General features: G+C 42.3%; 12 protein-coding genes. All 12 read left to right on the forward strand.

The features are described from left to right. The first annotated feature begins 1 nt into the window (after window position 1). The 12 genes from BLS35_RS17135 to BLS35_RS17190 all read left to right on the forward strand — a co-directional run bounded on the left by BLS35_RS17135 (window position 2) and on the right by BLS35_RS17190 (window position 21,896). On the forward strand, window positions 2-1,549 hold the full coding sequence (locus BLS35_RS17135) for a DHA2 family efflux MFS transporter permease subunit (RefSeq protein ID WP_090783301.1): 1,548 nt from the start codon (window positions 2-4) through the stop codon (window positions 1,547-1,549). 163 nt (window positions 1,550-1,712) lie between these two features. Next, window positions 1,713-2,312, forward strand: coding sequence for an RNA polymerase sigma factor (locus tag BLS35_RS17140; protein ID WP_090783303.1), 600 nt, complete (start codon window positions 1,713-1,715; stop codon window positions 2,310-2,312). A gap of 73 nt (window positions 2,313-2,385) precedes the next feature. Next, window positions 2,386-3,432 (forward strand): FecR family protein, encoded by a 1,047-nt coding sequence (locus BLS35_RS17145; protein WP_090783305.1) that lies wholly within the window; start codon window positions 2,386-2,388, stop codon window positions 3,430-3,432. 203 nt (window positions 3,433-3,635) lie between these two features. Then, a complete protein-coding gene (locus tag BLS35_RS17150) occupies window positions 3,636-7,157 on the forward strand; it encodes a TonB-dependent receptor domain-containing protein (RefSeq protein WP_254778945.1) in 3,522 nt (1,173 codons plus the stop codon). Then, window positions 7,157-8,896, forward strand: coding sequence for a DUF4397 domain-containing protein (locus tag BLS35_RS17155; protein WP_090783306.1), 1,740 nt, complete (start codon window positions 7,157-7,159; stop codon window positions 8,894-8,896). The genes BLS35_RS17150 and BLS35_RS17155 overlap by 1 nt, the downstream gene beginning before the upstream one ends. Beyond that, complete coding sequence (locus BLS35_RS17160) at window positions 8,896-10,116, forward strand: hypothetical protein (RefSeq protein ID WP_254778946.1); 1,221 nt, start codon at window positions 8,896-8,898, stop codon at window positions 10,114-10,116. Before BLS35_RS17155 ends, BLS35_RS17160 begins: the two co-directional genes overlap by 1 nt. 13 nt (window positions 10,117-10,129) lie before the next feature. Further along, a complete protein-coding gene (locus BLS35_RS17165; protein ID WP_165973333.1) occupies window positions 10,130-11,212 on the forward strand; it encodes a fasciclin domain-containing protein in 1,083 nt (360 codons plus the stop codon). Window positions 11,213-11,218: 6 nt separating this feature from the next. Next, the gene (locus BLS35_RS17170; protein ID WP_090783310.1) at window positions 11,219-12,553 is read left to right on the forward strand and encodes a hypothetical protein; all 1,335 of its coding nucleotides are present in this window, start codon (window positions 11,219-11,221) and stop codon (window positions 12,551-12,553) included. Between the two features lie 2 nt (window positions 12,554-12,555). Continuing rightward, complete coding sequence (locus tag BLS35_RS17175) at window positions 12,556-13,554, forward strand: fasciclin domain-containing protein (protein ID WP_090783312.1); 999 nt, start codon at window positions 12,556-12,558, stop codon at window positions 13,552-13,554. 30 nt (window positions 13,555-13,584) lie between these two features. After that, the gene (locus tag BLS35_RS17180) at window positions 13,585-16,842 is read left to right on the forward strand and encodes a TonB-dependent receptor (RefSeq protein WP_090783314.1); all 3,258 of its coding nucleotides are present in this window, start codon (window positions 13,585-13,587) and stop codon (window positions 16,840-16,842) included. 32 nt (window positions 16,843-16,874) lie between these two features. Beyond that, window positions 16,875-19,043: an IPT/TIG domain-containing protein gene (locus BLS35_RS17185; protein ID WP_090783316.1), complete on the forward strand. Its 2,169-nt coding sequence runs from the start codon at window positions 16,875-16,877 to the stop codon at window positions 19,041-19,043. Window positions 19,044-19,307: 264 nt separating this feature from the next. Beyond that, a complete protein-coding gene (locus BLS35_RS17190) occupies window positions 19,308-21,896 on the forward strand; it encodes a phosphoenolpyruvate carboxylase (RefSeq protein WP_090783318.1) in 2,589 nt (862 codons plus the stop codon). Window positions 21,897-21,940: the final 44 nt, after the last annotated feature.

Here is a 21,940-nt window from a genome sequence, read left to right on the forward strand (position 1 = left end):
AATGGCCGAGAAAGGTTTAAAAAAGTGGATTATCACATTTACAGTGATCACAGCTTCACTATTGGAGCTGATTGACACCACTATTGTAAATGTGGCAATCCCTCAAATACAAGGTAACCTGGGGGCAACTCTCGAAGATGTAGCCTGGTTATCTACTGGTTATGCAGTTGCAAACGTAATTGTATTACCGATGTCGGGATGGCTGGGCAGCCGTTTCGGACGTAAAAACTATTTCCTCTTTTCCATAGTCCTCTTTACCATCGCATCCTTCCTTTGCGGAAATGCGACTAACCTCGAAGAACTCATTGCCTTCAGGATTTTGCAAGGACTAGCAGGTGGAGGCTTAATTTCAACTGCGCAGGCTATCCTAATAGAAACCTGGCCACGTGAAGACGTGGGTATTGCCACGGCTTTATTCGGACTTGGAGCAGTTGTAGGGCCTACAGTAGGCCCTACGATTGGAGGGTACCTACTCGAGATCAGTTCATGGCCATTGATTTTCTATGTCAATATTCCCGTCGGAATTCTCGCCGCCTACTGCACCTATACCTTTGTCAGGGAAACCCCCAAGGATGGAAAAGGAATGCCTGTAGATTGGTGGGGTATTTTGTTACTGGCTATTGCCGTGGGAAGTTTACAAACAGTATTGGAAAAAGGAGAAAGTGAAGATTGGTTTGCAACACCATACATTGTAGCCCTCACTGTAGCTTCAGTACTAGGCTTAATTCTATTTATATGGAGAGAGCTAAGTACCGACCACCCTATTGTAAACTTTAAGATTATGAGACATCGTAGCTTCTCCGTTGGGATGTTTACCTCATTTATTCTAGGGTTTGGATTATATGGTTCAGTGTTTGTATTTCCAGTATTCTGTCAGAATCTGCTAGGGTTCTCTCCACTTCAAACCGGAGAACTATTATTCCCAGGAGGACTTTGCACCATAGTAATGATGCCATTTATAGGAATTATGCTCAAGAAAAACATCCCCGCACAGTTCATGGCAACTATCGGAATGTTCCTGTTTTTTGTATTCTGCTCTATGCTGAGCAGATCTACACTACAATCGGGACCAAACGACTTTTTCCTACCCTTAATGATCCGTGGTGTGGGTATGGCCTTATTATTTGTGCCATTAACCACCTTGGCTATTCAAGATTTAACCGGAGCAGAAATTGGACAAGGTTCAGGATTAAACAACATGATGAGACAGTTAGGTGGCTCATTCGGCATTGCGGCCTTAACAACGCTTATACACGTGCGTCAGGGCTTCCACCGCAGCAATCTACTCGTAAACATCAACGAATATAATCCGGCCTTTACAGAGCGTTTTAATGCCTTTGTAAACAACTTCATGGCTAAGGGTTATTCATACCTGGATGCCAAAGCTCTTGCCATTAAAGCAATCGATGGTACAGTAACTAAGCAGTCCCTATTGTTAACCTATAGTGATGCTTATTGGGTAGCCGGGCTTATTTTGCTCTGTTCGATCCCATTGTTATACCTACAGAAATTTAAAAAGAATGTCGAAGTACCGGCAGATCTGCATTAAGATAAAGAGCCCTGTATTACGTTGATACAGGGCTTTTTGCTTTTAGCGCTCCCTGGCTTCAAATCAGCACAGCTCAAGCTTTTGTTAACAATCACATAACTCAATATTAATCTTCAGCTTATTTCTTCCTACTAGGTTTGCTAGCGTTAAGTTCAGGAAGATCATGAAGGAATTATATGCTTTATCAGACCATCAGCTATTGGAATATTGTCGCAATGGTAATGATAAGGCTTTTGACATCATCTTTCAGCGATATTTTAAACCACTATACTCCTTGTCACTTAAATACGTCCGCAACACAGAAATTGCCGAAGAACTTGTCATGGATCTAATGATGTGGATGTGGGAAAAAAGAGGAACTGATTTTTGTCCTGACGGAACCTTAAAAGCATATTTATTTCAGGCCATGCGCAATAGCGTAATTAGTTTTTTCCGCAGAAAGACTTTGGCTACCCAACCTATTGAGCTTTATCATGAAGAAACCATGCAAGATTCCAAACATGCAGATCATGATCAAATCTATGCCGAAATTGAGGCCTGCTTTCAGAAAAAATTAGGAGAACTTAGTCCACAACGCAGGAAAGTTTATGAGATGAGCAGAAATGAGGAAATGACTTATCCCCAAATTGCCCGTAAACTAAATTTATCTGCCAATACCGTGAAGAGTCACATTAGCTTTTCGCTAAATCACTTAAGAAAAAGTCTACACGAACACCTTGATGTAACCGGTCTAATTATCCTCCTTTCCACATTTATAAAATAATTCAAATATTTTTTAAATCACGTTCACCCTACTGCTAATTTTTTGCGCTATACCTTTTGAAGGACATCGCATTATGCAGCAACCAATAGATAAAGAACTACTAAAAAAATACCTTAAGGACAATTGTAGCCCCGCAGAATTGCAGCAAGTCCGCGCTTATTTGCTTAAACCGGGTAGCCGAAAAATTTTGCATGAGCTAATTATTGCCGAATCACAAGAAGAGTGGGATTTGCAAACGAGCACAGCGCTCGAATCCGATGAGCAGATGCGGGAATGGCAAGCCAAATTCGAGCAAAGAAAAGCGGCAAGGACGATATTTTTAGATCAATCAGAAACACCTCATTCTTTTAAAACAACCCGATTTTTAAAGTATGCAGCTGTATGGATTCCTTTAATCCTCGGCGTCGGAATTTACACTTTTAACCGATTAAAAGAAATGCCCTCAACATCGGTTCCGGTAGCTTCGACACTGGTAATGAAGGAATTTTCGACTGTAAAAGGGCAAAGGGCCAAAATCACCCTGACAGATGGCACGTTGGTCTATATGGGGCCCGTCAGTACCCTAAAATATCCAGACCATTTTTCAGATTCAACAAGAGTAATCGCACTTACCGGCGAAGCATTTTTCGAGGTCGCACATAATCCCAAAAAACCATTTATCATACACACGCAGAACATCTATACACAGGTACTGGGCACCTCCTTTAAGGTCAACGCAATTAAAGGTCAACCCTTTGAAGTACAGGTTGCGACCGGCAAAGTTCGCGTCGACCGTATAAATCCGGGACAAACAGAACATCTGGCCATACTTACACCCGGTCAGCAAGTGATGTTAAACACCTTAAACGGCCCGGCAATACTTGGTCAAATAGCCGTGCAGGATGTTCGTGGGTGGAAAAATTCCAGACTCGTATTTAAAGATCAATCAATCGGGGAAATAGCACAACAATTAGAGCGGGCTTATGATGTCCAATTCAGCTTCAAAAATGCTGCAAAAGCCAAAGAAATAGTAACTGTAACCCTTCAGGACAATGTCCCTTTAAGCAAAACGCTCCGGGTTTTAAGTTCTGGGGCACAGTTTAAATACAGCATAACAGGTAAAAACATCATTATTAATTAAAGAAAGGCGGTTATGACTCATTAATTACTTAAACAAAACGTTCCCAATGGCCCTGGCAGGCTAAAGGGAACGCTTAGATATTTCTTCGAGCCCTCATTGTTTTGGAAGACACATAGGCACGATGAAATGACAGCCGGAAACCCGGCCTATTAACAGATTATTTGCCCCAAAGGGCAATTTTAACCCATATAACATTCAAATATATGCAAAAAGGATCAATAGATAATCCTTCACTTTTTGTGGAACCCGGTGGTTCCAGATTTTTAAGAATAATTTATTTGCTGATGAAATGTTCATTTGTCCTGTTGTTTACTAAGCTTACTATGGTAGGTATGCTGTATGCCAACACGGTTACCGGTCAGGATCTTAACCGAAAGGTAGAGTTGAAACTGGAAGACATGGGGATTAAAGAAAGTTTGCTAACCATAGAGGCGAAAAGCGGCATTAAATTTCTGCTTCCGCAAAAAACGCTTGACATCAGTTCCAAAAAAGTAACCCTCAGGGCTCCTGATATTACCGTTGCCGAGGCCATTAAGAATGTGCTTTCAAATTCTGGCTTAAGGTATAAAGTAGTAGATCATTATGTGGTAATTGAAGCCATCCCCGCCCAGCAGCGCATCACGGGCAAAGTAATTGATGCAGTGAACAAGGAAACCTTGCCAGGAGTATCCATCCGGGTAAAAGGCGTGCAGGGGGGCACCACAACTGATGCGAATGGCAATTTCAGTATGACGATCAGTCAGCCTGAAGCCTTGTTAATATTCAGCTATATCGGCTACGACAACAGAGAGCTGAAAGTTGATAAAAACAGTGGTAACCTTATGGTTGCCATGAATGCTTCGAGTAAAGCTTTGAACGAGGTGACCGTGCAGGCAAGAAGAAAAGCAAACACGAGTGTTGCTGTTTTGGATGAACGGAAAAAATCTTCCATTATACAGGATGCCATTTCCTCAGAACTGATTGAAAAAACCGGTAGTATTACAACTACACAGGCTTTGCAAAGGGTAGCTGGTGTAACGGTAACCGATGACAAGTATGTAGCCATCCGCGGTTTGGGTGATAGAAGTGTGATCGGACAGCTAAACGGTGTGCGTCTGGCTTCTTCAGATCCAGACAGAAGTACCATCCCTTTGGACCTGGTTCCCGCCTCTTTGTTAGATAACATCACCATCTATAAAACCGTAACCCCGGATAAACCTGCCGATGCAGCCGCCGGTATTGTAGAATTAAAAACAAAATCAGTACCTGAAAAGGAGACTTTTGAAATCATAGCTCAAAGCGGTTTAAACTCTAATGTAGGTCTGGGTGGCCAATACAATAGTTTCTGGAACAGCGACATGGGCACTTTTGGAGATAAAATAAGTGACAAAAACTTAACTGCTGATTTTAAAAACCTGGCTAAGCAGTATCCAGCCGGATTAGGTTCTATACAAAGCATGATTGCAAATAGCAATTACAGCCCCTCAGCTTATCAGGAAGTAAATAGAATCAACAATATCATGCAGTCTTTTGATCCGGTAATGACTACCCAATACAAGAAGGCTCCATTGAATCAGTTATACTCGGCTACTTACGGAAATAGCTATGAGGTGTTTAAAAAGCATAAAATAGGTTTGATCCTCGGTGGAAATTACTACCGCCGAATCACCGATATTTCCAACGGGGATTTAACCCAATACAGTATCTATCAGGGTGTGGTGACTGGTAATCCAGACGTATACAGTCCAAGAAATATTCCAAACTATATCACGCCAAACAGTTTGTACATGGGTAAATACCAAACCTATAAAGAAAATACTGGTGTTGAAACCCTCAATTACGGTACCCTTGCAGGTTTAACCTATCGTTTTAACAGTCGAAATGAAATCAGTATGCAGTATCTGGGCAGCTGGGGAGGAGAAAGCAAGGCGACAAATCTGTATGGTCGTTACGAATATACAGGCCTGCCTGGAGATGTAAATACGACGACCTATTCTTTAAAACAAACTTTCCGGAATCTGAATACATTTAACTTACAAGGCGAACACAAGCTTTCTGAGAAAGAATTATCACCCCGGTTGAGTTACAACGTGGCCAGCTCTAGATCAAAGCAGAATGATCCTGATTTCCGTTTCGCGAGTTTAGCAGATTACATACCAAGAGGCGGTGGCTGGTATATGAGACCAGGAATCGGTGCTGGAGGTACTTCCGGAGATCTGACCTATACAAAACATCTTTACGCCTTAACTTCTGGTTATGTGAATGGATTTGGTCCTTACGGTATCATGCAGGCAGAGCCAAACGGACGTAGATGGCGTAACCTGGATGAGAAAAACTACAACTACAAAGTAGATTTAAGCATCCCTTTTAAATTATTCGGACAGATCCAGCAATTTAAAACAGGGATAAATTATTTGTTCCGTGACCGCTCTTTCACAGAGAACCAGTTGTTCTTACCAGGCTCTAACTTTACGACTAATAAATCAATCCCACTGTACGATGCGGAAGGCAACCTGAACCGATTGGTGAGCAATCAGATGATCGGCGTAAAAATGCCTGCAGCCAATCAGGACGAGGGCATGTTGCCTATCGGTGGTTTCTTATACAATACCCAGAAGTCTCCAAACAACTATACCGGGTATTTTGAAACCAATGCCCTTTACGGGATGGTAGATTTGAAAATCACTGAAAAACTTCGTGTAGCAGGTGGTGTACGTTTCGAAACCACTAATATCGGCTCCAAAGTAGATACTGCAGGTGTATTCTTAGATCCTTCATTGACTGCCGGAGAGGCCAACGGCGGAAGGATTCCATTGAACCCAATCAACCCTAATTCGGTGTACAAAACAGGTTTCAAACCTTATTACTCCGTAAATGCAACCTATGCCTTAAACGACAACATGAATTTCCGTACAGCTTATAACACCACTTTGGCGAGACCAGAGTTGAGGGAAATCACCAACGTTTTTGAATTTGATGCTTTCCAGATGGGCTTGGTAGTAGGTAATCCAAACCTGAAAAACCAATCTACTCAAAATCTGGATTTCAGATGGGAATGGTTCCCGGAAAAAGGAGAAGTATTGGCCATTTCTGCATTTGGCAAACGTATTGAAAACCAGTTGGTAAAGGTATTCAGCTTGCAAACCGCAGGTTTAGCAGCTACCTACCCAGAGTTTCCAACCATCCAATTCCAGAACGATCCTAACCTGGGTAGAGTATGGGGATTGGAGTTAGAGGTCGTGAAAAGCCTGGGTTCTTTATATGATCCTTTGAAGAACTTCTATTTCGGCTCTAACTTGTTACTGGCTCAAAGTGACATTAAAAAAACACCGGAACGTTATGAAGCTATTCGTTCACTGGATCGTTATACGCCAAAAAACTCTCCACTTTTTGAGCAGGCACCATACTCTATCAATCTTTGGTTAAACTATGAAAACCCAAAATCGGGCTCTGATTTAACCATGACTTTTAATATGGTAGGTGAACGTTTGGTACAGATTAACCTGACTGGAGAACCTGATTTATATACGCAACCTGTACCGGTATTAGATTTTGTATTCAGTCAGCGAATCACTAAAAGCGTGAAATTCAAAGGCTACGCCAAGAATATCCTGAATCCAGCAATAAAAACCGTTTATGCGAATCCTCAGACTGGTGGTAAATGGTATGGTAACGAATACATCAACCGAAGTTTTAATCGTGGTGCAGAAATTATGCTGGGCTTTACCTATAACCTTTTTAAATAATGAATAAGCTAAAATATAAGTTCCTTCCCCTCTTTTTCCTGATGGTCATGATTTTAGGTCAGGCCTGCAAAAAGGATAAGCTGAATTTTGAGGCCGATAACCGCGTTTTAACGGATAACCGTGTCAATTCTACCGCCAGGGTAATCAATCTGGCGCTTTACAATCAGGTGATCGCCAATGGCGATAGTCTGACCAGTTTTCTAACCCCTAGTCCAACTCCAGGAACGCCTCCTAAATTACCGGGAACCTCCTATTTCCCTGGTAACGGGTATTTAACTAAAATCTGGAACGTGCCACAGGATCTTTTTAATGCACAGGAAATTGTAAAACTGGACTTCATGACCAGATCATATCAGGCCACATTGGGTAATGATATCAAAACGGAGGTCAAAAATGATTACAATAACCCCACGGACTATTTCCTGATGCCAACTTTTGGTATGGAAGGGCAGCCGGATGTTGTTCAAATAAAGCGCGGTGTTGCGGCCCCCTCAAAACCTGATCATTTTAAAATCAGGATCGTAAACCTATCCGGTAAAATTAAAAACCCTGCCTTCAACAGCAGTGGGACTCTCGAAGATTTAACGGGCAGTGTCTCTTTGGCTTACTCCGATGGTTCATTTGTAAATCCGAAGACGAATAACATCAGTTCAGCAACACAAACATCTGAATACATAGAGGTCCCTTATGGTACGTATCAGTTTAAAGTGTTGATGCAGGACGGCAGGCAAATGCCGGCATTAGGGTCTGAATTGAATCAGTATACCATACTGGATCCACCAACCTCTACGATTCCAAAAGATATCATGAATTCTACCGCTTTAACTTATGCGCCAATCCAAACCTATCAACCTGGAGGGATTTACACGATTTTAATCGCGCCTCAGCGTTTTAATTATTTAATCAATGAGAATGCTGAGACCGCTGACACCTACCAGAATTCATTCCAGGTATTGAATGATAATACTGCTGCTGTTAACAATACCTATTTCCGCATACAAGCCGCTAATGCCTGGGGTACAGACGCAGTAAGCTTTAAAGTAGATGGCAAAACCATTGCAAGCGACCTTAGTTTTGGCGGATCTGGTGCCTATAGTAACTTCATTCAAGGCAGTCATACCATCGAAGCGGCGGATGCTTCGGGTAAGGTCATAGCCAGCGCAACACAAGTACTTCGCCCCGCACAAAATTATACAGTCTGGTTATCTCCAGATGCTGCGGGTGCCCCTAAATTATTAGTAGTAGCCAACGATTTGAGTGGGGCAACTTATAGCGGTGGCCCTGCGCAAGAAGATGCTACCTATGCCAGAAATCAGTACCGTTACTTCTTCTTTAAAAGGTTTTTAAACCTTTCAACAGGCAACCCTTATATTACGTTTACGCTAAATAACGGCCAATCTATTGCCGGTGGTGAAGACAATCCCAATGCCGGTGTCAACCTACAACTGGGGATACCATTGTTTGAGCACCCGTATGTAAGCAGTAGTTATTCGCAAAGTCCATATGAAGTGATGGTCTACCGCTCTAAACCTAACGTTGTCCCGGGTGTTTGGGCAAACGACATTGAGGTACTGAAAAACGATGCTTTTATCGCCAATAAAGACTTGTATCTGCGACCAGGAAGAGCATTGCCCGTACATGAGCCGGGCATTTATACCTTGAGCTTAATTGGACAATCGGGAACGGGAAGTACGCCGGCAACCAAAGCAAAAATGATCATTATCAAACATAACAAATAATGAAAAAGAATAGATTATTTCAAATGAACACCACATTCCTCTGGCTTGTAGCTTGTAATTTCCTGCTACTGATTTCCGGTTGTGTAAAGCTCGAATATAGTAAAATTAAGGAGCCTGCTTACCTCCGTGTGTTCAATAACCTGAACTACGTGCAAACCCTGGGCAGCAAAGACAATAAAGTGCCCTTTTTCTGTATGTTCATCAACCCCGTAGTGGATGCCAGCGGAATGCCTGTAAGTGCAGAAATTGTAGGTGATTTTCTAGATCAGCGAGATGCTTATGCTCCGCCCTATCCCTCCCATGTCGGAAACAGCACTTCGGTAAACAATCCAGAATATCCTGGAAAAGAAAACGTACTGGTAGGCCCGATCTTAAACGGTTTTGATTTGAGCAGCTGGGCCCAGGTGCCATCTGGAAAAGTGCGTATTATGTTCGCTTACCGACCTAAAAATACAGTGCCCTTCTTCCAATTAGAAACCCATCTTAAAAAGGATATTCTGATCGATACGACTATTAATTTAACCGCTAAGGAGGTTTATACCATGCACCTGCTGCAGAAAGATTTTGTGACCAAAAGAACAGGCGTTTTATTGCGTCAGGAAATCTTCCATAAACTCCCTTTGTCTGACTCGCTGGCCTATGTAAATTTCTATAACATGAGCGGAAAAGGTTACTGGGAGGCCGATAAGTCGCTTAAAGAAGACAATTTTCTGCTTGCAAGTTTTCAGTGGGGAATGAAAGATGACATGAACGTTTATCTTTCACTTTACGAGGATCAGAATTTATTGAGTACTCAAGGGGCCACAGTACCTGGTTATAAAGGGAAATACTTCGCCAATGTGAAGCTGAATACCGAAACCTCAGTGGTTAACCCTTATTCCAGCTTCCCGATCTGGGCCAGTAAATCATCCAATGGCATCACCACAAACATCTGGCCGCGCTTCGACTTTTTTGTACCGGGGATGGATGTTTCTTCCAATCCATTTTTTAGTGGCTCTACGGATAATGGAGGAAACTGGGTTTCTGTAAATTGCCTGCAGAACGGTAAAATCAGGATGCAGAGCAATGATAACGCAGCGATATTACCTAACCTTTTGGTCAACATTCACTCTGGAAAGAACAATCCAGCCACATTCGCAACTGTAAATACCATTGAAGTAGTAAATGGTAAGGTTTATTTAACCACGGTTCAAAGGAAATATGCACCGCCAATTTATTAAGAATATGATTTCCATGGAAAAAAGAAAATATAGGAATAAAACGCTGATGATACTGGCCATAGGAATACAAATCTTATTGCTGGCTTCCTGTAAGCATGATGATTTAACGATTGCCGCACCTAACGAAAACATCCGCCCGGCAGCCGATTTTGTGAAAAACAACTATGAAATGCGCTTGTTTTATGCCGCCATAAAAAAAGTGGGCTATATAGATCAGCTCAATGGGGCAGGTCCTTTTACGGTATTGGCACCAATAGATGCCGCATTTAACAGGATGGGTATTTATAATCCTTCAGATTTTGATAAGATGAACGTAGATAGCCTAAGAAAAGTGATTGGATACCACATACTACCCCGTAAGCTGAGGGTTAGTGATATTCCAAATAACGGAATTGATGTGCGCTATGCCACTCTATCTGACGCAGAATTATATGTTTCCAGAGCATCAACAAACCCGAATGGAGGTGCAGAAAATGAGTTGTATTTTTCTGGATCCGAAGTGACCCGGCAAGATGTGGTGTTGGCCAATGGCAACCTACAGGTATTAGATAACGTAATGAAACCTAATTTCAATAAAACGGTACAAGCATGGCTGGCCGAACATCCGGATTACAGCGTATTTGTAAGCGGCTTAAAGAAGTTTAACCTATGGGATCAACTGGCGACAACACAGCAATTCACTGTTTTTGCGCCCAATAACGAAGCCCTTAAAAATGTAGGGATTACCGCAGCTTCTTTAAATGAGATGGATGCCAGCAAATACCTGGGGGATCTGCTTTTTGGGGTTTATATTTTATACGACAGGCACTTCTTTGTGTCCGATGGTCAGGTGTTCTCCATAATCAATTCGAATGGCGCCTTTAATTATTTCCTGAAGAACAGCAACTACTATATGACTTTCGGAGGTGGAAAACAATACCCCAGCTTTAAACTCGGTTATGGACTAGTCCTGCGTCCGGGTAACGGACCTTCGGATAGCCCCATAAAAGCAGTGACCAGTGAGATCGTCGCAAAAAATGACAATTTATGTAGTAATGGGCTTGTCCACCACTTGACTGATGGAATGGTAACACCAGATCAAGCGATAAAAAAATAAGATATCATGATGAATATAAAAAATTTAAGGTCAATCATTTTATGCTCAAGTCTGCTTCTTCTAGCGGCTTGTACCAAGAGCGAATTTTTGCCTGACCCGGAAGGAAGCCAGGTTCCTTTTCAACCTGAAGCCACACAAACCGTAGAAGAATTATTAGCCGCATCTCCGGCAAAACTATACTATAGCGCCTGGCAAAAAAGCAATATCAAGACAATCCTGAAAGCCAGGAGCAGCAAATTGGTGTATACTGTTTTCGCCCCGAATGATGCGGCCATGCAAGCTGCTGGTTTAACGGCGAGTGCAATCGCTCAGATGCCTATAGCAGAACTAGATAGCTTAATGATGTTTTATACGACCCTTGGTCCGGTTACACAAACAGAATTGACACAGCGGACCGACAATTTTGTGGTGAAGACCTTGTTGGAGCAACCAGGACTCTATCTTCCTTATTATGAAAATACAGGGACTGGAGCAAATCAGTATGATCTCTATTTCTATAAAAACTATGTAGGTATAAAAGGCGAATCCTTACTGATCAACGGCAAGAACTTAGGTAAATTGAACTATTTGCCAGCAACCGACGGTGGACTGTATGTCCTGGAAAAAACCATAGAAAAGCCAACAAAAACCATTTTAGAAGCTTTAAGAGCTGATGGCAGATTTACGATATTCCTGGAATCCCAGCGCCTGGCGGATGAAAATTTTATAGAGACCATGATCAATGATATGGAACCGCTTTTCGGCTATAGACCTAGTCCGGAGGAAGTCCGGCCTTACATTAGCTCCCGAAAGCTGTACCAAGTTGGCTGGGGCATCAATGAGCCGATTTATCCAGGATATATAGGACCAAATATCACAATATCTACACTCTTTGCACCAACCGATGAGGCTTTCCATAAAGCAGGGTTTCAAACGCTGGCCGATGTGATGAAATTTAATGAGCGAAGTGCTGGTTCGATTCGTTTTGATGAGAATACATTTAATGCAGTGGGTGGATATCCGATGGATACGATTTACAACTTTCATCGTGACTGGGGAAGGATGTTTCAGCCAGTTACAAGTGGTGGTGATAAAGCTTACGCCAATTCTACTGTGTTTTATGGCAATGTACTCAATGCAACATTGAACAATTACATGGTTAACCTGGGTGGAAACCCCACCTCAGATTTCGCGTATAAAATGCCAATCGAATTTTCATCGGTAAATAACAGCATTCAGATGAAGGCAAAAGGTTCAGAATATCCAGCAGCTACGGTGACAGAGACCGATGTCAACACCTTAAATGGACCTATCCATGTCGTTGACCGCCTGATTTTTCCTAAAGGATTTAAATTAAACTAAACATGGCACATTTATATAAAAAGAACACCCTATTTTCTTTAATACTGATGACCATATTGGGCGCATCGTGCAGTAAAGAGGATCAGAAAAAGAACGAGTACGATAACAATAAAATCAACCTGGTGATCGCCGATAACTTTAACCTCTCGGCATTTAGTGCTGCCTTAAAACGTAGCGGATTGGACAAGTCCTTACAAGAAGGTCAAGGTCCTTATACAGTCCTGGCACCTTCAGATGCGGCCTTTAGCGCCGCGGGGTATACAGGTGCAGTAGGTGTTATGACTGCTAATCCGACTATAATTTCCCGGATAGCAAACTACCATACCCTGGACGGAAAGTACGAACTGAACAAGCTGCCCTTCCTATTTAATCAGGAGCTGCGCTCTCGCGGGGGCAAGTTATATGCCACACATTGGATCAAAGGCCAGGATACTATCCTGACCCTGAATGGCTCTAGGGTGATTTCAAAAAATATCCCAGCTTCCAATGGATTGATCCAGGTGGTTAACCGTGTGCTGACGCCTTATCTGCATGATTTATTGGGTGATGCAATCGCCGCAGAAGCCAGCACTACACTTTTTACCCAAGCTTTAAGAAGTTCTGGTGTACTACAAACCATTAATGAAGCAGGCCCTTACACCATTTTCGCTCCTAATAATGACGCGATGCAGGCGATAGGCTATAGCAGTATCGAACAAATCAACAATACAGATCCAGCAGTATTGAAGCGCTTTGTGAACTACCATATTGTGAAAGACAGGCGCTTTATCTACGACTATATTTTAAGTACCGGGCCTTCTAATATGAGTTTGCAGTCCATGCTTGACGGCAATTCTGTGACTATGACCTTGGTGCCGGATGAAAGTGCAGCAGGTAGTTTTAAAGGAATTACACTCAAAGGAATCGGAAATACAGCTCAGGTAAAACTGCTTAAACAAGATGTCCTTTCTGGAAATGGTGTATTACATATTATTGATGCCGCTTTGCGAATCACCCAATAACAGGCTTCGTAAAACAATTAAACTTAAAAAATGAAGAAAATATATTCAGTCGTTATGCTTTGCGCCCTGATGTTGGTGTCGCTTTATAGCATGGCGCAGGAAACAAGCGGTTCGTTAACAGGGCAGGTTAAAGATGCCAAAGGTTTAGCGATACCTGGTGCTACAGTTGTGGCCATTCACACGCCATCTGGTACCCGTTACGCCATGTCGGCGGATAAAGATGGCCGTTATTTCTTAAATAATCTCCGCATTGGAGCACCTTACCTGGTGACCGTTTCCACGATGGGGATGCAAAATGCAGTACGCAATGACATCGCAATCCGACTGGGCGGCAGTCAGCAGCTCAACTTTGTGCTGGGAGAAAATGCACAGGAACTGAAAGGAGTTGAAGTATCCGCAAAGAAAACCATTCGGCAAAAAGCAGACAACTACGGAACGGGTAAAAACATAAGCGCTGAGCAGGTGAAAAACATGCCAACGATCAGCAGAAGTATTACCGATATTACCCGCTTAACCCCCCAGGGGAGCCGCGACAATAGCTTCGGCGGTACAAACTTCAGGTACAATAACGTAACTATCGATGGTGCAGTAAATAACGATGCCATTGGTTTTAGCCCTTCACAAGGTGGACAAACCGGAACTTCAGGTATGAACGGCAGCAGTACGAGAACAAACCCAGTTTCATTAGACGCCATAGAAGACATGCAGGTTTACCTGGCACCTTTTGATGTGAAGATCGGAAACTTTACCGGTGGATCGGTTAATGCCGTCACGCGTAGTGGTACCAATACCGTAAGTGGTTCCGTTTATGGATTAGGAAGAAACGCCACATTAACCGGTCGGGATCGCGTAGGTAGTTTGGGCAAAATGAATGCTGATTTCTATGATTATCAGGCCGGCTTTCGCATCGGTTTCCCGATTATTAAAAACAAACTTTTCTTCTTTAGCAACGAGGAGATCACCCGCCGTCAGGACCCTACACAATTATTCGTAGGTACCGCAGAAACCAATCCTATTTTCAGCGTTGCAGATGCGCATTCTATTGCCAATACGGTAAAAACCAGGTACGGAAGCATCTTTGATGCAGGTACCGCAGATGTATATACCAACTGGAGCAAATCCCAGAAGTTCTTTAACCGTTTAGACTGGAACATTAACGATAAACACCAGTTGGCGATCAGAAATAATACGATTTTCAGTAAGGCCACACATATGGACCGCGACCAGCAGGATTTCCGTTTCAGCAGCATGGCTTTCCTACAGGAAAATAACCAAACGAGTACTGTTGCCGAGCTGAAAAGCCGCTTCAATAATGAACTATCTGGTAATTTATTAGTTGGCTTTACCCATGTAAACGACAGCAGGGATCCCTTAAGCGACCCTACCTTGCCACAGGTACAGATTATGGGCCGTACACCAGGAACGACCATTTATTTAGGTACAGATCGCGAAGCGAGTATCTTCAACATGAAACAGAAAACCTGGGAGTTTACCGCTAACCTAAACTGGACAAAAGGACGTCATAAGTTCTTAATCGGAACACATAATGAGTTGTACAACATTCAATATGGTTTCGTAAATTCCTGGAACGGTCGTGTGGATTATCAGAGTATTGAAGATTTCACGAACAACAACCCTTACCGCGTAAGAGGCAGTTACAATTATTTCAATAACAGCAGAGATTACCTGTTGGCCAATCCTGCAGCAGATTTCGACGTAAACATGTACAGTTTATATGTGCAGGATGAGATCAGGATCAGCGATAAATTACGTATCACGCCAGGATTACGTGCAGATTTTGTGAATTTGCCAACCATGCCGACTTTAAGTGATAAAGTCCGCGACATTTTCGCAGATCCAAATTTTGGAAATACCTACACGTATACGCCATTAAACCGCATCAATAATAAGTTTTTAAACAAGGTACAATTGTCTCCGCGTTTAGGTTTTAGATACGATGCCCTAGGTGATCAAAAGTTGATTTTCCGTGGAGGAATAGGGATGTTTACCGGTCGTATTCCTTTTGCATGGTTAGCTTATGCTTATTACAACACCGGAAATACTTTTGGTGCGATTGACCAGAGAGCCGATCAACAGCCTTTCCTACCGGGAACAGATCCAATTAAACCAAGTCCGAATGGCATTGCTGGATTTATTGAGCAAAACGGAACGGTGATCAATAACCCAAATAGCGGTCGTACACAGGTCGACCTGGTAGATAACGGTTTTGAAATGCCACAAGTATTACGTGGAAGCTTAGGTGTCGATTACGAAACAGATAATAACTGGCGTTTTACTGTAGAAGGAATGTACACTAAAAACTTAAAAGATGTGTTGTTCCAGCAGTTGAATACCAAAGACAATCCACTTTACTATGGTTACGACAAAGAAAAGCAACAGCCTGTTTATGGTGGCACAGTTGATCCACGTTTCTCCAATATTTACCTGCTGAGCAATACCAAAGAAGGCTATCGTTACAGCCTGACAGGTACCATTGCGAAAAGATTTATCAATGCCATAAATCTAAGCACTTCGTATACTTACGGGCAGTCAAAAGATCTAAGCAATGGCGTGCGTAACTCGATGGAAAGTAACTGGCAACTGAACCAGGCCTTGATTCCAAATAACCCAACACTAAGTGCAAGTAATTTTGACATTCGCCACCGCATTGTATCTAGCATCAGCTATAACTACGAATGGAGCAGAGCAGGTAAAACGAATATCAGCTTATTCTTTAGCGCACAATCGGGCAGTCCTTTTAGTTATGGAATTGTAAACGGAAATATCCAGGGCTTACCGCAGCAGGTGAGTTTAACCTACATCCCATTGCGAGAGGAAGCCATCCGCTATTTCAAGGATATCCCAACGGCAACTGCAGCGCAACAAGCAGCCGCATTTAATCAATTTATTGATGGGAATGAATACCTTACTAGCAGAAGAGGAAGCTACACGGAGCGTAATAAAGGAAGAACCCCATGGAATATCCAGGCTGATTTACACCTTTCCCATGAGTTATTTGTAAACGCCAATAAGTCCAAATCATTAAGCTTTACAGTGGACGTGATGAATGTAACCAACTTGATCAGCAAGACATGGGGCGTCCAGTATTTCTCACCAAACACATTTAATTCCACCAGTAGCGTAGGCTTAACACCTTCCTTGTTCCCGCCACAGCAAAATGCGGATAATTATCCTGTGTTTACGTTTAATAACCCTGGTCAGCCGTACAGCATCGATTATTTTGGATCGAGAGCTCAAATACAACTGGGATTGAGGTATAGCTTCTAGTTTAATAGTTAAAAAATTAATTCATAAAAAAGATGAATATTCAACACAAATGGAATTTTAGTATTGGCATAATGCTGTGCTTCCTGCTGTTTATTGGGGCTTGTAAAAAGGATAAGGTGGAAGTACCCCTGGTACCTTTCAAAGTAGACAGCTTTTACCCAAATAGTGGAAATGCAGGAACCCTGGTTTCTATTGTTGGCGAGGGTTTTGGGACCGAACTCAGTAAGTATTCTGCAACCATTTCCGGAAAAGCCATAGAAGTGATCAGTGCCACTGAAAATACAATCGTACTTCGCATGCCAGAAGGTGGTGTGACGGGCGCATTGTCCCTAAATTACGATTCCCGTAATTTTGACCTGGGACAATATATCTATCAGGATTTAAGTGTAAAAACGGTATTCCCTGCCAACGGACCGGCGGGCTCTCAAATCCGGATTAGCGGCGCTGGTTTCAGTAGCACTACTGGGCCGGCTACAGTTTTCATCAATGGAAAACCGGCATTGGTTGTCAGCGTGTCCGACGAAATTATTGTGGCCGAAGTGCCTGTGGATGCTGGCTTTGGGCCGATCATAGTGAAGGTTGATGGTAAAGAAGCCAAAGGTCAGAATTTCACTTATCAGGCCATTAGCAGTATCAAACCTTTAAGCGGTGGTAAAAACACAAAAGTAACGATCAATGGGATAGGCTTTGAAGAACTGACCGAAGGCAATCTGATCGATTTTAACGGAACCAGCGCTACTGTTCTGGAAGCGACGAAAGAAAAACTGGTCGTACTAGCACCAGATGGTGTTAAAACAGGACCACTTTCTGTAAATATCAACGGACAAAAAATTGCGGGACCGATATTTACTGTAGTTGCTCCGCCATCAATTCAAATTGTAACGCCATTAAGCGGTCCGAAAGGAGCTGAAATGACGATTTCCGGGGCTTTGTTTAGTGAGGTTCTGGACGAAAACAAAGTATTCATTAACGGGGTTGAAATTCCAGTTCAATCTGCCAGCGGAACCCAGATAAAACTGCTGGTACCGGGGGGTACAGGAACAGGAGTGGTAAAAGTTGTGGTGAATGATCAGGCAACTGATGGGCCACAATTTAAAGACCAAACGCTCGGTATCCTTTCTGTAAGTCCGGATAATGGATTGGCAGGTACAACCGTGACCATTAAGGGATCAGGTTTTAGTGCCAATCCTATAAACAACAAGGTGTACTTTAATGGCCTGCTGGCAACAGTAAAAACAGCCACAGAAAACACACTGGTCCTAGATGCACCAGCTGGCTTAAGCACGGGTGATTTAAAAGTAGTCGTAGCTGGACAAGAAGCCCTGGCACCACAGGAATTTAGAAGAGCAGGTATGCTGACCCTAGCTGGTGGACCTAACGATGATACTTTTGGAGGTTTCATGGCTGGAATAGCAGTAGACAATTCAGGCAATATCTATGTGGCCGACAGGATGAACCATCTGGTGAAAAAGATCACGCCAGCTGGTGTAGTTAGTGTTTTACAGACCAATGGCGCAGATATTGTTTTTGACACGCCTTACGGAATAGTCATCGATAAACAGAATAATATTTATGTGTCAGATATCGGGCGCAACCACATCAGAAAAATTACGCCTTCCGGTCAGAATACCATCTATGTTTCCGGCTTCGCACCAGGCTTGATGGCATTTGATAATGCAGGAAATCTTTATGTAAATATTGTGGCTGCTTATGCAGGGATGAACAAAGTAAATACAGCCGGTGGTTATACGAAGATCAGCGGGCCATTCTGGCCAATGGCCAAGGCAGTAGTAGATGCTGATGGAAATCTTTATTATGTAGATTCCAGTTCAAGCAGTAATAATGCGATTGGGCGTATTGCTGCCGGAGCTGGAAATGAAAACTATTTCACAGGTAGTTCTGATCCTGGATTCCAGGACGGAGTAGGATTAGCTGCGAGATTCAACAGTATTTCAGGTGGATTGGCTTTATATGGCCCTGGTAAATTGATTGCCGGCGACAAATACAATTACGCATTAAGAGAGGTTGATATCGCCAGCAGAAAGGTTTCAACGCTGGTGAAATTAGCCCCTGGATTTGCAGATGGAGCATTCTCTCAGGCAAAAATCGGTTCAATGGACGATATGGCCGTTGACAAAGACGGAAATATTTACATTTTAGATGCCGCAAATAAAGCGATACGGAAAGTATTTTTGAAGTAATCTTAAAAATTACCTTAACGTAAAAAAGAGGTTGATCATCTTTTATAGATGAATCAACCTCTTTTACCCCAAAAAAATAACAATTAAATGGTATAATTTCAGCGTCTCCGCTTAAATATACCAACCCTCTTTAAAGATTTTTTAAATCTCTACACATCTAAGTTATCGATTTATATAAATAAATCAAAATAAAATTATTGCCCTTTTAAGCCATTATTTGGATGATTTTTGCTAGATTAAGCGCGAAAATATTTCCTTCAAATTATGATGCAAAAACAACGAGCAAAAGGTCAGAGAGAGTCTTTATTTAACAATGAAGTCGTATCCCGGTTCGAACTTTATAATAGCCTTTTCCTAACCCTTCCGTTTTACAAAGTTAAAGACACCGGTACTTTACTCCCTCTCTTTTTAAAATACTGCGAGGATGGTGTAAAAAACCATGACACTCCCGCAGAAATTATTGATGTTTTTTTCAAGAAGTACACCCAAAAACATTCAAAGAAGGACATTGTAGACCTTTTATTCCGTTTTATACAATACATAGAGCGTCAGGTTGTATTATTCGACGCAGTAGAAGATGCTTCCTTCAATAAGCTGAATGCTGCCGATGAACACAATGCCTTGTTGTCGTACCTTAAAAAGGGCATAGACAATAAAGCCCTTACGGATAAGATTGAAAAACTAATCGAGGAGTTTTCTCTTCGCCTGGTATTAACTGCACACCCTACCCAGTTTTATCCAGGTAGCGTATTGTCGATCATTACCGATCTAACCACTGCCATTAAGACCAACGATATATCAAGCATTAACCTGTTGTTACAGCAATTGGGTAAAACGCCCTTCTTTAACAAGAAGTCGCCAACCCCTGTTGATGAAGCATTAAGCCTGGCATGGTACCTAGAAAACGTATTTTATTTTGCCGCTGCAAATATCCAGTCAGAAGTAGATAAAAGCTTAAACGATTACAACCTGCAGTCGAAAAAGATCATCGAATTGGGCTTCTGGCCAGGCGGCGACAGGGATGGCAATCCGAATGTACACGCCGATTCTACTATACAAGTTTCTAAAATGCTTCGTCAAATCCTATTCAGGTGCTATTACCGTGATTTCAGGAATCTTAAACGTCGCATTACCTTCAGAGGTGTAGAAGATACCATTGCAATTGTACAGGATGTCTTATACAAAAATGCGTTCGATCCTAATATTCCAATGGAGAATATTGCTGATTTCTTAATCGAAAACCTCAATAAGATCCTAACCACTTTAAATGAAGACCACGATGGCCTGTTTACAGATGTCGTATCCGATTTGATCCGTAAAGTAGAACTCTATGGTAGCCATTTCGCTTCTTTAGACATCAGACAAGATAGCAGGGTTTTAAGAGATGTACACGCTTTCTGCCGTCAAAGTAAGCCAATCGTTTCCTTGTTTCCTGAGGACTACGATAGTCTTTCCGAAGCAGAAAAGATTAAAAACATGTCGTTCAAAAGTGCAAAATTGAATGTTCCAGAATCTTCAGACGCATTGGTGAAGGATACCCTGCAAACCATCGCGGAGATCAAACAGATCCAGAAAAGTAATGGAGAGCTGGCCTGTCACCGTTTCATCATCAGTAACTGCCAACAAGCAAGTGACATCCTGCAATTGATGGAGCTTTTCTTATGGAATGGTTGGGAAGAGGACGACTTATCTATTGATTTCGTGCCTTTATTTGAAACTGTACATGACCTTGCAGATGCTGCAGAGATCATGAATACACTTTACACGCATCCTTTTTACAAAAAACACTTAAAAAACCGCGGCAACAAACAACACATCATGTTGGGCTTCTCAGACAGCACCAAAGATGGTGGTTATCTAATGGCCAACTGGTCTATTTTTAATGCTAAAGTAGCCCTAACAGGAATTGCAGACCAACACAACATACAACTTGCATTCTTTGACGGTCGTGGCGGCCCACCTTCACGTGGTGGGGGTAAAACACACCGTTTCTATGCCTCTATGGGTAAAGAAATTGCCAACAAGAACATACAGCTGACCATACAAGGACAAACCATTAGCTCACAATACGGATCAATTGACAGTGCCGAATTTAACATTGAGCAACTGATCAATGCCGGTATGTCCGCTGGAATTAAAGAAACACACAATATTCTGCTCGACCCACTACACAAAAACCTACTTGATGTAATGGCAAAAGACAGTTATGAGTCCTTCCTTGCTTTACGTCAGCATCCCCTATTTTTAAGTTATCTGGAGAAATTCTCTCCTCTAACTTTATTGTCTAAAATCACCATTAGCAGCAGACCGGTAAAACGTAACTCTGGAGGAGCTTTGAAACTGGAAGATCTTAGAGCGATCAGCTTTGTAACCGCCTGGAGCCAGTTAAAACAAAACATTCCTGGTTTTTACGGAATGGGAACGGCTTTAAAAAATCAGAAAGCTGAAGGCAATTGGGATAAAGTTGTAAAAACATACCAGGAATCCGGATACTTTAAAACCATCGTAGATAACTGTATGATGTCGATGAGCAAGTCTGATTTTTCTATCACTGCCCACTTTGCAAATGATAAAGAATATGGTGCTTTCTGGAAAATCTTACACGACGAATTCGAGCTCTCTAAGGAAATGTTATTGGAGCTTTCGGGTCACAAGGCCTTAATGGAGAATTACCCCGTTGAGAAGAGCTCTATTGCGGTCAGAGAGAAGATTGTACTACCACTTGTACTCATCCAACATTATGCACTGGAACAATTACAGTCCAAAATCACAGATGAGGAGCAACAGGCTTATGAAAAGCTAGCCATCAGAACGGTATACGGCATTGTAAATGCTGGTCGAAACCTGGCTTAAAATGCACAAAAAAAAGGGCGGTTCCAATATGGAATCGCCCTCTT

This window comes from Pedobacter sp. ok626, from assembly GCF_900100435.1.
Lineage (GTDB): Bacteria > Bacteroidota > Bacteroidia > Sphingobacteriales > Sphingobacteriaceae > Pedobacter.